The 13,107-nt window shown below is 66.3% G+C and carries 8 protein-coding genes; 4 read left to right on the top strand and 4 right to left on the bottom strand.

Going from position 1 to position 13,107, the window contains the following annotated elements; all coding sequences use genetic code 11:
* Nucleotides 1-13 precede the first annotated feature (13 nt).
* On the top strand, nt 14-1,225 hold the full coding sequence (locus RMR04_RS03275; protein WP_311912949.1) for an SGNH/GDSL hydrolase family protein: 1,212 nt from the start codon (nt 14-16) through the stop codon (nt 1,223-1,225).
* A 158-nt stretch (nt 1,226-1,383) separates the two neighbouring features.
* On the opposite strand, the gene RMR04_RS03270 is transcribed toward RMR04_RS03275, so the two are convergent.
* Both RMR04_RS03270 and gltB read right to left on the bottom strand, forming a co-directional pair.
* Nucleotides 1,384-2,805: a glutamate synthase subunit beta gene (locus tag RMR04_RS03270; RefSeq protein WP_311912948.1), complete on the bottom strand. Its 1,422-nt coding sequence runs from the start codon at nt 2,803-2,805 to the stop codon at nt 1,384-1,386.
* A gap of 4 nt (nt 2,806-2,809) precedes the next feature.
* A complete protein-coding gene (gltB, locus tag RMR04_RS03265; RefSeq protein ID WP_311912947.1) occupies nt 2,810-7,510 on the bottom strand; it encodes a glutamate synthase large subunit in 4,701 nt (1,566 codons plus the stop codon).
* A gap of 615 nt (nt 7,511-8,125) precedes the next feature.
* On the opposite strand from gltB, the gene RMR04_RS03260 reads away from it, so the two are divergent.
* Nucleotides 8,126-9,187 (top strand): threonine aldolase family protein, encoded by a 1,062-nt coding sequence (locus RMR04_RS03260; RefSeq protein WP_311916043.1) that lies wholly within the window; start codon nt 8,126-8,128, stop codon nt 9,185-9,187.
* Between the two features lie 83 nt (nt 9,188-9,270).
* Complete coding sequence (locus RMR04_RS03255) at nt 9,271-10,134, top strand: hypothetical protein (protein ID WP_311912946.1); 864 nt, start codon at nt 9,271-9,273, stop codon at nt 10,132-10,134.
* A gap of 112 nt (nt 10,135-10,246) precedes the next feature.
* Here RMR04_RS03255 and RMR04_RS03250 read toward each other — a convergent pair whose 3' ends face one another.
* The gene (locus tag RMR04_RS03250; protein ID WP_311912945.1) at nt 10,247-10,717 is read right to left on the bottom strand and encodes an Hsp20 family protein; all 471 of its coding nucleotides are present in this window, start codon (nt 10,715-10,717) and stop codon (nt 10,247-10,249) included.
* 330 nt (nt 10,718-11,047) lie between these two features.
* Between RMR04_RS03250 and RMR04_RS03245 the strand changes: the two genes are divergently transcribed.
* Entirely contained in the window at nt 11,048-12,103 is a 1,056-nt protein-coding gene (locus tag RMR04_RS03245) for an alpha/beta hydrolase (RefSeq protein WP_311912944.1), read from the top strand.
* On the opposite strand, the gene hisN is transcribed toward RMR04_RS03245, so the two are convergent.
* Nucleotides 12,008-12,790, bottom strand: a complete 783-nt coding sequence (hisN, locus tag RMR04_RS03240) for a histidinol-phosphatase (RefSeq protein WP_311912943.1) — start codon at nt 12,788-12,790, stop codon at nt 12,008-12,010. The genes RMR04_RS03245 and hisN overlap by 96 nt on opposite strands.
* Nucleotides 12,791-13,107 lie beyond the last annotated feature (317 nt).

Raw genomic sequence — 13,107 nt, 5'->3', positions numbered from 1 at the left:
GATCGAAAGACTCATGCGTTTGCGTTCCCTCGTCACAGTGCTGGGCGCGGCCTGCCTGCTGTTCATGACCGGCGGGCCATCCTCGCTCGCCCAAGGCGCGCCCCAGCCGCAACAGCGCAGTTTCTTCTCCTTCTTCTGGCAGCAGCCGCCACCGCCTCCCGTCGTCGTGCCGAGACGTCCGCGTGTAGTGCCGCCGGTGGTGAAACGACGTGCGCCGCCGGTCATCGTCAGGGACGACCCCGTCATTCCGAAGATCGATATCGCCCATCATGTCCTGGTGATCGGCGACTCGCTCGCCGTGCTCCTTGCCGGCGGGCTCGACGATGCCTTGAACGACAGGCCCGACGTGGCGGTGGTCAACAAGGCCAAGCCCGATTCCGGCCTGGTCAGGAGCGATTTCTACGACTGGCCCAAGGTTGCCAACGATCTGCTGGCGAGTGACTCGAAAATCAGCCTCGGCGTGATGCTGCTCGGCCTCAACGACCGGCAGGCGATCCGCGAAGGCGAGACGGTGCACGAGCCGCTCAGCCCGCGCTGGAGCGAACTTTACAAGGCCCGCATCGAGGCGGTCGCCAGCGCCTTCGCGGCTAGGCGCGTTCCGCTGATCTGGGTCGGCGCGCCGCCCGTGCAGAATCCTCGCCTCTCCGTCGATTTCGTCTCCTTCAACGAGCTCTACCGTCAGCAGGTCGAGAAGGCCGGCGGGCAATATGTCGATCTCTGGGGCGCCTTCGTCGATGCCGAGAACCGCTACACGGCGATGGGGCCGGATGTCTCGGGCCAGACCATGCGGCTGCGGCTCGGCGACGGCATCCATTTCACCACGGCGGGAGCGCGCAAGGCCGCGCATTTCGTCGATGTGCTGATCCGCCGGCAGATCGAAAGCCAGCCGCAGCCGGGCCTCATCGCCTTGCCGGTCGCGCCGGGAACCGGCGCTCCGACCAATCCCGAGCTCCAACCCTGCGGCATCGAGCGCCTGATCGACGGCATGGTCGGCAACCTGCCTGCGGCACCGGGGCTACCGACCGCCTTGCAGGTCAAGCCACTGGCCGGGCCGATCCAGCCTTTGACCGGGCAGGCGAGCGCGGGCGAACAGGCGCTACTGGCGTCGATCACGGATGCCCGCGGACGTAGCGAGGCCGCAGCCCAGCTCGACCGCATCTTCGGCGAAGGCATCGCTCCCGAGCCGAAGCCCGGGCGTCTCGACGATTACAAATGGCCGCGCTGAATCCTCGCGGACTCCTCGGAGCTTGTCGCGAAACTCGCTCCGGTGAGTCGGCTGGCGTGGCTTTCGAGAACCGGAGCGCAGCGGACTTCATGTCCGTGAGCACCGGAAGCGCAGAAAGCCGCGTCAGACGGCCGCCGGAGTAGAGTTACGCGGCAGGCTCACCGCGGCAGGATCGTCTCGCCCATCAGGTGCTTGTCGATCGCATGAGCCATCTGACGGCCTTCGCGGATGGCCCAGACCACCAGCGACTGGCCACGCCGCATGTCACCCGCGGTGAAGACCTTCTCGACCGAGGTCTTGTAGGCGAGCGTGTTGGCCTCGACATTGCCACGCTTGTCGAGCGCGACGCCGAGCTTCGCCAGCAGCCCCTCATGGACCGGCGAGATGAAGCCCATGGCGAGCAGTACGAGATCGGCCTTGAGATCGAACTCGGTGCCCTCGATCGGCTTGAACTGACCATCGACCCTGGCGCAGCGCAGCTTGCGGACCTTGCCGTTCTCGCCGATGAACTTCAGCGTGCCGATGGCGAAGTCGCGCTCGGCGCCTTCCTCATGGCTCGACGAGGTGCGCAGCTTGAGCGGCCAGTTCGGCCAGGTCAGCGCCTTGTTCTCCTTGACGGGGGGTTCCGGCATGATCTCGATCTGCGTCACCGAGAGCGCGCCCTGGCGCACCGAGGTGCCGATGCAGTCGGAGCCGGTATCGCCACCGCCGATGACGACGACATGCTTGCCCGAGGCCAGGATCGGCTTGGCGTTGCCGGTCGCAGGCTCGGCCCCGACGCGGCGGTTCTGCTGCGGCAGGAAGTCCATCGCGAACTGGACGCCGTCGAGCTCGCGGCCCTCGATGGCTAAGTCGCGCGGCTTCTCGGCGCCGCCCGTCAGGCCGACGGCGTCATATTGCGCGAGCAGTTCAGCGGGATCGATATCGACGCCGACATTGACGCCGTAATGGAAGATGACGCCCTCGCCCTCCATCTGGCGGACGCGGCGCTCGACATGGGACTTCTCCATCTTGAAGTCCGGGATGCCGTAGCGCAGCAGGCCGCCGGCCCGGGCCTGGCGCTCATAGAGATGCACCTCGTGGCCGACGCGCGCGAGTTGCTGGGCGGCAGCAAGGCCCGCCGGGCCGGAGCCGATCAGCGCGACCTTCTTGCCGGTCTTGACCTTGGCCGGCTCGGGCGTGATCCAACCCTCCTGCCAGCCCTTGTCGACGATGGCGCATTCGATCGACTTGATGGTGACCGGCGTGTCCTCGAGGTTCAGCGTGCAGGACGCCTCGCAAGGCGCGGGGCAGACGCGGCCGGTGAACTCCGGGAAGTTGTTGGTCGAGTGCAGGTTGGTCAGGGCCTCGCGCCATTTGTCGTTGTAGACGAGGTCGTTCCAGTCCGGGATCTGGTTGTTGACCGGGCAGCCATTGTGACAATAGGGGATGCCGCAATTCATGCAGCGCGCCGCCTGGTCACGCGTCGCCTCGCCCCCGAGGGGGATCACGAATTCCTTGTAGTTCCGGATCCGGTCCGAGGCCGGAAGATACTTCCGGTCGCGGCGGTCGATCTCGAGAAAGCCGGTTACCTTGCCCATCGTCTTACTCCGCCGCGACCGACATGCTGGCCTGCGCCTGCTCGATTTCCTGTAGCGCACGCCGATATTCGACCGGCATGACCTTGACGAATTTGGGCAGGTACTCCGCCCAGCTGTCGAGAATGTGCTTGGCGCGAAGCGAGCCGGTATAGCGCAGGTGATCGCTGATCAGCTGGTGCAGGCGCTCGGCATCGTAGCCGGACATATTGGCCATCACGTCGATGCGGCCCTTGAATTCGAGATCGCCGCCATGGTGATGGATGCGCTGCATCAGCTCTTCCTCCTCGATGACCGGTTCGAGGTCGACCATGGAGAGGTTGCAGCGCTTGGCGAAGCTCTTGTCCTCGTCGAGCACATAGGCGACGCCGCCCGACATGCCGGCCGCGAAGTTTCTGCCGGTCTGGCCGAGCACGACGACGACGCCGCCGGTCATGTATTCGCAGCCATGATCGCCCGTGCCCTCGACCACCGCGATCGCGCCGGAATTGCGCACCGCGAAGCGCTCGCCGGCGACGCCGCGGAAGTAGCATTCGCCCGAGATCGCGCCGTAAAGCACGGTGTTGCCGACGATGATCGACTGCTCGGCCAGCGGCCGGGCATCGGGCGAGGGCTTGATGATCAGCTTGCCGCCCGAGAGGCCCTTGCCGACATAGTCGTTGGCCTGGCCGGTGAGATCGAGCGTGACGCCATTGACGACCCAGGCGCCGAAGCTCTGGCCGGCGGTGCCGGTGAGCTTCACCGTGATCGTGTCCTCGGCCAAGCCGGCATAGCCGTAGCGCTTGGCGACCTGTCCTGAGAGCATCGCGCCGGTCGAGCGGTCGACATTGCGGATCGGGCTTTCGATCACGACCTTCTCGCCCTTTTCGAGCGCGCCTTGCGACTTTGCGATCAGCATGCGGTCGAGCACCGTGTCGATCGGGTGCTGCTGCAATTCGACATGGCGGATCGCGACCTCGGGGCCGACCTCGGGCTTATGGAAGATGCGGGAGAAATCGAGCCCCTTGGCCTTCCAGTGTTCGATCGCCTGCTTCTTGTCGAGCCAGTCGGAGCGGCCGACGAGGTCGTCGAAATTGGCGACGCCCAGGCTCGCCATGATCTCGCGCACGTCCTCGGCGAGGAAGAAGAAGAAGTTGATGACGTGCTCGGGTGCGCCCTTGAAGCGCTTGCGCAGGACCGGATCCTGCGTCGCGACGCCGACCGGGCAGGTGTTGAGATGGCATTTGCGCATCATGATGCAGCCCGCCGCGATCAGCGGCGCGGTCGCGAAGCCGAACTCGTCGGCCCCGAGCAACGCGCCGATGATGATGTCGCGCCCGGTGCGCAAGCCGCCATCGACCTGCAGCGCGATGCGACCGCGCAGCTTGTTCATCACCAGGATCTGGTGGGTCTCGGCGAGGCCGATCTCCCAGGGCGAGCCGGCATGCTTGATCGAGGTCAGCGGGGACGCGCCCGTGCCGCCCTCATAGCCCGAGATGGTGATGTGGTCGGCGCGCGCCTTGGCGACGCCGGCCGCAACCGTGCCGACCCCGAGCTCGGAGACGAGCTTGACCGAGACGTCGGCGGCCGGGTTGACGTTCTTCAGATCGAAGATGAGCTGGGCGATGTCCTCGATCGAATAGATGTCGTGATGCGGCGGCGGTGAGATCAGGCCGACGCCAGGCGTCGAATGGCGTACCTTGGCGATGCGCGCATCGACCTTGTGGCCAGGAAGCTGGCCGCCCTCGCCGGGCTTGGCGCCTTGAGAGATCTTGATCTGCATCATCGCCGAATTGACGAGATACTCCGTCGTCACGCCGAAGCGGCCCGACGCCACCTGCTTGATCGCCGAGCGCATCGAGCGCCCGTCGGCCATCGGCACGAAGCGTTCCGGCTCCTCGCCGCCCTCGCCGGTGTTCGACTTGCCACCGATCGTGTTCATCGCGATGGCGAGCGTCGAATGCGCTTCATGGCTGATCGAGCCGAAGGACATCGCGCCGGTCGAGAAGCGCTTGACGATGGAAGCGGCCGACTCGACCTGCTCGATCGGGATCGGCTTGCGCTGGAGCGCATCCACATCCTTGATCTGGAACAGGCCGCGGATCGTCGAGAAGCGCGAGCTCTGGTCGTTCACCAGCTCGGCATAGGCCTTGTACTTGTCCTGCGCATTGCCGCGCACCGCATGCTGGAGCAGAGCGATGTTCTCCGGCGTCCAGGCATGGTCCTCGCCGCGCAGGCGGAAGGCGTATTCGCCGCCGATATCGAGCGAGTCGCGATAGATCGGCGAATCCCCGAAGGCGTCGCGGTGGCGGCGCACGGTCTCTTCCGCGATCTCGGGCAGGCCGACGCCCTCGATCGAGGAGATCGTGCCGGTGAAATACTTCACGATCGTCTCGGTCTTGAGCCCGACAGCATCAAAGATCTGCGCGCCGCAATAGGATTGGTAGGTCGAGATGCCCATCTTGGACATGACCTTGAGCATGCCCTTGCCGACCGACTTGATGAAGCGCTTCACCACCTCGTAACGGTCGACCTCCCTGGGGAATTCGCCGGCCTCGAGCAGGGCCTCCAGCGTCTCGAAGGCGAGATAGGGGTTGATCGCCTCGGCGCCGAAGCCGGCGAGGCAGGCGAAGTGATGGATCTCGCGCGGCTCGCCCGATTCCAGCACGAGGCCGACCGAGGTGCGCTGGCCCTTGCGGATCAGGTGGTGGTGCACGGCCGCCGTCGCCAGCAGCGCCGGGATCGGGATGCGGTCCGGGCCGACCTGCCGGTCGGACAGGATGATGATGTTGTAGCCGCCGTTGACGGCAGCCTCCGCGCGCTCGCAGAGCCGCTCGATCGCATGCTCCATGCCGGCCGCGCCATCGCGGGCGGGATAGGTGATGTCGATCGTCTTGGTGTCGAAGCGGTCCTCGTAATGGCCGATGCAGCGGATCTTCTCGAGATCGTCATTGGTCAGGATCGGCTGGCGCACCTCGAGCCGCTTGCGCCGAGAGGTGCCCTCCAGGTCGAGGATGTTGGGACGCGGTCCGATGAAGGAGAGGAGGCTCATCACGAGCTCCTCGCGGATCGGGTCGATCGGCGGGTTCGTGACCTGCGCGAAGTTCTGCTTGAAATAGGTGTAGAGCAGCTTCGACTTCGACGAGAGCGCCGAGATCGGCGTGTCCGTGCCCATCGAGCCGACAGCTTCCTGGCCGGTCACGGCCATCGGCGCCATCAGGAGCTTGGTGTCTTCCTGGGTGTAGCCGAAGGCCTGTTGGCGATCGAGCAGCGGCACATCGGTGCGCTGCGCCCGTGCCTCGACCGGGGGCAATTCCTCCAGCACGATCTGGGTGCGCTTCAGCCAGTCCCTGTAGGGGTTGGCGAGGCACAGGCTCGTCTTGATCTCGTCGTCGCCGATGATGCGGCCCTGTTCGAGATCGATCAGCAGCATCTTGCCCGGCTGCAGGCGCCACTTCTGGACGATGCGCTCCTCGGGGATCGGCAGCACGCCGAACTCGGAGGCCAGCACCACGAGCCCGTCATCGGTGACGAGATAGCGCGCCGGACGCAGGCCGTTGCGGTCGAGCGTCGCGCCGATCTGGCGGCCATCGGTGAAGGCGATCGCGGCCGGCCCGTCCCAGGGCTCCATCAGCGCGGCGTGATATTCGTAGAAGGCGCGCCGCTCCTCATCCATCAGCGGATTGCCGGCCCAGGCCTCGGGCACCAGCATCATCATGGCGTGAGCCAGCGAATAGCCGCCCTGGACCAGGAATTCGAGCGCATTGTCGAAGCAGGCTGTGTCGGACTGGCCCTCGTAGGAGATCGGCCAGAGCTTCGAGATATCGGGGCCGAACAGTTCGGAATCGACCGAGGCCTGGCGCGCCGCCATCCAGTTGACGTTGCCGCGCAGCGTGTTGATCTCGCCGTTATGCGCCACCATCCGGTAGGGGTGGGCGAGCCGCCAGGACGGGAAGGTGTTGGTGGCGAAGCGCTGATGGACCAGCGCGAGCGCGCTGACGAAGCGCGTATCGGTCAGATCCTTGAAATAGGAGCCGAGCTGGGTCACCAGCACCATGCCCTTGTAGACGATGGTGCGGGCCGACATCGAGACCGGGTAATAGGTCGCGGTGGCGCGATCCTGGCGCTTATAGACCTTGTTGGAGACCGACTTTCTGAGGACATAGACCTTGCGCTCGAAATCGTCCTCGTCAGCGATCTCGGCCGGACGGCCGACGAAGAGCTGGCGATGGACCGGCTCGCTCTCCTTCACGGCCTCGCCGAGATCGGACGAGTCGACCGGCACGTCGCGCCAGCCCAGGAAGATCAGCCCCTCCTCGGTGACGGCCTGCGCCACGATCTCCTCACAGACGGCGCGATCCTCGGCTTCCTGGGGCATGAAGAACTGGCCGATGGCGTAGTGGCCGGCCGCCGGCAATTCGATGCCGAGCTTGGCGCACTCCTCCATGAAGAAGCCATGCGGGATCTGGACAAGGATGCCGCAGCCGTCGCCGAGCTTGGGGTCCGCCCCGACGGCGCCGCGATGATCGAGATTATGCAGGATCTGCAAGCCCTGCTGGACAATCGCATGGGTCTTGCGGTTCTTCATGTCGGCGATGAAGCCGACACCGCAGGAATCCTTCTCGTAGGACGGGTCGTAGAGCCCCTGGCGCTCGGGCATTGCAGGATCACGCACTGCCGGGAAAGCCGCAGCTGCCGCCGCCACGCTCGACTTGCTGGTTTCGCTCATCGTCAAACCCCGCTTCACGCTGCCTGCCAGCTTCCGCCAACAGTCGCCTTCGAGTCCACACCATCCTTCGCCGCGCCAGCCCTCGTGCCGAGCCCGATCGGGCATGCAGCAAGGATGGGGCCAACGTGGCCAAGTCATTCCTGGAGAGGGTGGCTTGCGCTGTCTTGGGGCGCCCGCGTCCTCCGCAGGCGCCTCGGGCTTGTCGCCCTGCCGCGCCTGTCTAAGCCGCCGCTTTACGGGCGGCGCGCGTACGATTGGTTTTGGCGGTTGTGGCCTTACCCCTCGTCATGTGTCCGCTCCGTTGCGATCGGCCGCCGCAAGCGCTAGGCGGCTCACGGTCGGCGCAGTGAAAATGGGACAGCAACACTGTCCTATCACGATGAATTTGCCAGAATTCTAATCTCGGCACAAGCACCGATTGCGGGTGGGGCCGAAATTTTATTGCGATATCGCTCGCCCCCAAGACATATCCGGAGCGAAAGCCCAACATTGCCAGCACGCTTCTTGTTTTCCGCCGGTTTTCCAGCCCCTGCCCCGTTTCGACCATCGTCGCATGCAGATCGGCGATCCGTCGGCGCGCTTGTTAGCGTCACAACCCGGCGCTACCCCTTGGATATGAACTTCTTCAGCGACAACACCGCCGGCGCCAGCGCCCCCGTCATGGCAGCATTGGCGGCCGCCAATGACGGCACCGCGACAGCCTATGGCACGGACGCCTGGACAGGCCGCGCCGAGCGCCTCTTCGCCGAGATCTTCGAGCATGAGGTCGCGGTCTTCCTCGTCGCCAGCGGCACGGCGGCCAACTCCCTGGCGCTCGCCAGCATCACCCGCCCCTGGGGCGCGGTGCTGACCCATGAGGAAAGCCATGTCGCCGACGATGAATGCGGCGCGCCGGAATTCTTCAGCGACGGCGCCAAGCTCGTCGGCCTGCCAGGTGCCGGCAACAAGATCGCGCCCGGCCCCGTGACGCAGGCCCTCGCCCGCATGCGCGAAGGCGCGCTGCATCAGGTCCAGCCGCAGGCGATCTCGATCACGCAGGCGACGGAATGCGGGCAGATCTACACCCCAGCCGAGGTGCGCGCCCTGAAGGATGCCGTCGCACCGCGCGGCCTGACCATGCATATGGACGGCGCCCGCTTCACCAACGCGCTCGTCGCACTTGGCTGCTCGCCGGCGGCGATCACCTGGCAGGCCGGCGTCGACGTGCTGTCCTTCGGCGGCACCAAGAATGGCGCCTGGGCGGCGGAGGCCGTGATCTTCTTCCAGCCCGAGGCGGCGGCCGAGATGAAGTGGCGGCGCAAGCGGGCGGGCCACACCCTGTCCAAGGGCCGATTGATCGGGGCGCAGTTCGAGGGCCTGCTTGGTGGCGGCCACTGGCTCGAGCTGGCGCGCCACGCCAATGCGATGGCCAAGCGCCTGGCCGATGCGCTCATCGCCCTGAACATCCCGCTCGCCTGGCCCTGCCAGGTCAATCAGGTGTTTCCGATTCTGTCGGCGGACCTCCAGGCGAAGCTGAAGGAGGCCGGTGTCGGCTACCTGCCCTGGTCGCAGACCGCGCTGCCGAAGGATATCCCCTTCGCGGAGGGCGAGACCATCGGCCGCTTCGTCATGGCGTTCTCGACCAGCGAGGCGGATGTCGAGCGCCTTATCAATGTGTTCGCTGCGGCAAAAGGCTGAATTCTCCCCCGATTTCAGCCCCACGCACGCCGTAATCCCTAAGGAAGACTGAAGACCCAATTCAGTCGCCCAAAGGAGACGACATGGTTTTTCGATCGACCGCGCCCTCGCGCCTGGTCCTGACGAGCCTGGCGGTGGCCGGCGCGCTCGCAGGTTCGGTTGGCGGAGCGGCAGCGCAGTACTACCTCTATGAGGAGGAAGAGGCCTATCCGCGCGGCTATTACGAACGCTACGCGCCGCTGCCTCCCGCTCCGGTTCCGCCCCGCTCCATCGGCCGCATCGCCGCGCGCGACTTCGGCCTCGCCCGGGTCGACCGGATGGTGCGCACCGGCTCCTCCTATGTGATCGACGGCCAGACCGCCAATGGCGGCCGCGCCCGCTTGATCTTCGACGCCCATAGCGGCGACCTGGTCGACCGCATCCCCCTGCCCGATGCACGGCCGAGGCCCGCACCCGCCCCGCATATCGCCCGCGTCGATCCGCGCGACGACAGGCCGGCGCCGCGGCTGGTACCGCGCCCACCCGAGCGCCCGCCCTCGCTGAAGCCGCAGGGCCAGGCGAGTGCCCCGGCGACTATCCTGCCGCCGAGCCCGGCCGCGCCGCCGCATGCGGCCGAACCGCTCAACCCGGCGGAGAAGCCGGCCGCGACGGCCAGCGCCCCCGCGACGATAGCCCCGAGCTCACCAGCGGCGCCGGCGCTGCCGACACCCGGCCCGGCCAACCCCGCAACCGGCGCGGACAAGCCCCAGCTCGTCAACCCCCAGCTCGTCAACCCCAACGACGTGCGCGGCACGGACGAGGCGGAGCGCAAGCCGCCGCTGGCCCGCGCCGACCCCTCGGGCATCACTGTCGCGCCCGTCGAACTGCCCCCGGTCCAAATCCAAGATGCGACGCCCTCGACGCCGAAGCCCGAGACACCGGCCGTTCCGGTTGCGCCGCTGGATTGACGCCAGCCGGCTTCACGGCCTCCGGACAAGGAAAGGGCGTCCCCGGTCACCCGGGGACGCCCCATTCGTTTCAAGGCTTCAGGTCAGGCGCGCGTTACGCGGCCTTGCTGCGTTACGCGGCTTTGGCGACCTTGGCCTCGAGCACCTTGGCGGGCTTGGACCCGCCGATCGCGATCTGGCGCGGCTTCTTCGCCTCGGGGATCTCGCGGACGAGATCGATATGGAGCAAGCCGTTTTCGAGGCTGGCACCGGTCACCTGCACATAATCGGCAAGCTGGAAGCGACGCTCAAAAGCGCGCGCAGCGATGCCCTGATGCAGAACCTCGCGTTTTTCAGCGGATTCGGTGCTCTGCTTCTCGCCGCGCACCGTCAGCGCATTCTCCTTGCTCTCAATGGCAAGGTCGGATTCGCCAAAGCCCGCCACCGCGATGCTGATGCGGTAGGCGTTCTCGGCAGTGCGCTCGATGTTGTAGGGCGGATAGCTCGGCGCAGCCTCGGCGGCGGTGGCCTGGTCAAGCAGCGAGAACAGGCGGTCGAAGCCGACGGTCGAGCGATAGAGCGGGGAAAGATCGAAGTGACGCATGGATGTCCTCCTGGGAAGCGACAAATCTGGTCCAGCCCGCCTCATCATGAGCACGGGCCTGGTTTAGTTCGCGCAGCCGGTCTTGGCCTGCGCAGAGATGATCTGGTCTCGCCTTTTCGGCTTTTCAAGGGGGCGCGGAGGCGCGCATAAACAGAGTGGCGCGGCCGCGAAGGCATGTCTGATTCGCGAAGGCCTGCCCGATTCGAAAGTCCTTCGATCGCGCCGCATGCAGACTGTCATGTCCGCATACGAAAAACCTGGTCGTCAACCTGGGGTTCAGAGCATGCCTCACGCGAAAGTTTGCCTCCCCCTGTTTCGCGTCCTGCCCTGATGGCCGAGGCCCAGCTCTTCGCCCATCCCGATTATCCCGTCCCCGGGCATGGCAAGGCCTGGTTCGCCAGAACGCGCGACGGCGCGCAACTGCGCTTCGCGAGCTGGCGGCCGACGGTCAAGCCGATGCGCGGCACCATCCTCCTCGTCCAGGGGCGGGCCGAATTCATCGAGCGCTACAGCGAGACGATCGTTGAGCTGCGCCGACGCGGCTTCCATGTGATCAGCTTCGACTGGCGCGGCCAGGGCGGCTCGCAGCGTTTCGTACGGCGCCGGCGCAAGGGCCATGTCGGCTGGCTCAGACATTATGAGCACGACCTCGCCTTGGCGCTGGCGCAGATGCGCGAGACGCTGCCCGAGCCCTATTTCGTGCTGGCGCATTCGATGGGCGCGGCCCTGTGCCTGGACGCCGCGCGCCGCGACGCCTTGCCGGTCTCGCGGCTGGTGGCGCTCGCCCCGATGCTGGGCCTCTCGATGATCGAGCGCCCCGATATGGCGCGGCGGCTGGCAAACCTGCTGTTCTGGCTCGGCCTGGGCAAATCCTTCGTGCCTGGCGGCGGCGACACCGCGATCGCGACCAAGCCCTTCGAGGGCAACCGGCTGACCAGCGATCCCGCCCGTTATGCCCGCAACAGCGCGCTCTCGGCGGGCGCGCCGCATCTGTGCATCGGCGACCCGACGATCGCCTGGGTGCATACGGCCTTCCAATTGATGGCGCGCTTGAACGCGCCCTCCGCCGCCCGCGAGATTCGCGTGCCGACGCTGGTCATCGCCGCCGGCCAGGACCCGATCGTTTCCACCCCGGCGATCGAGCGCTTCGCGGCACGGCTCAAGACCGGGGCCGCTCTCGTCCTGCCGACCGCACGCCACGAGATCCTGATGGAGAGCGACGAGATCCGCGCCCAGTTCTGGGCGGCCTTCGACGCCTTCATTCCCGGCGAGGACAATGCCGCGGCCAGCTCAACCGGCGAGCAGGCTGAGCGCGGCCTGATGCAACGTCTTGTTGCCAGCGGCGATGACCGTGCCGCCCCCGGCGGCGCTGCCGCCATCCCATGAGGTGACGATGCCGCCCGCGCCCTCGATGATCGGGATCAGCGCGACGATGTCGTAAGGCTTGAGGCCGGATTCGATCACCAGATCGACATGGCCGGCCGCCAGCATGCAATAGGCGTAGCAATCGCAGCCATAGCGCGGCAGCCGCACTTGGCTCTCGACGCGGGCATAGGCTTCAGCCTCCGCGCCCTTGAACAGCGCCGGCGACGTGGTCATCAGCGTCGCTTCGCCGAGCGACGTGATCTGGCGCGTGCGCAGGACGCGCGGGCCGTTGGGCCCCTCATAGCGCGCCTGCCGGCCATCGCCGGAATAGCGCTCGCCCGTGAAGGGCTGGTGCATCATGCCATAGACCGGCACGCCGCCGCGCGTCAGCCCGATCAGCGTGCCCCAGACCGGAATGCCGGAGATGAAGGCGCGCGTGCCGTCGATCGGATCGAGCACCCAGACATATTCGGCGTCGATGTTCTCATTGCCGAACTCCTCGCCGAGCACGCCATGGGCGGGGAAGCTGCGCTTGATCAGATGGCGCATCACGTTCTCGCCGGCCCGGTCGGCCTCCGTCACCGGGTCGAACACGCCGCCGAGCGATTTGTCTTCGGTGGCATGATGGGCGCGAAAAAACGGGAGAATCGCCTGACCGGACTGCGTCGCCAGTTCGGTAATGAAAGCGCCGAAATCGACAGTGCTCATATACCAGTCTCCCATTATTTTGTTGCTGCGCAGCATTGCACCTGACCGCAGCCATGCGGCACGAGCCTGTCATGCAAGCGGAAACGCCGAAAAACAAGGGAACCGGCCGGCAACACGCGTTCATTCCCGCGTCTAACGCATGGCGCATAAGACTTTACGCAAAGCCACTTGCGTTTTTGCGCTGCACCGTCATATTGTGCAGTGCGAAGGGGCGATCACCTCAAGCCTTCGTTGCCCTCCTTGGGCGTTTCCTCCCTAGACTTGGGCCGCCACGCAAGTGTGCGGCCCTTTTTTCTGGGTTGCGGCCGCAAGCAATC

Origin of the sequence: Bosea sp. 685, assembly GCF_031884435.1 — a bacterium.
Classification (GTDB): Bacteria; Pseudomonadota; Alphaproteobacteria; order Rhizobiales; family Beijerinckiaceae; genus Allobosea.
The sequence above is the reverse complement of the archived record's forward strand: the minus strand, read 5'-3'. Positions and strand labels throughout refer to the sequence as shown.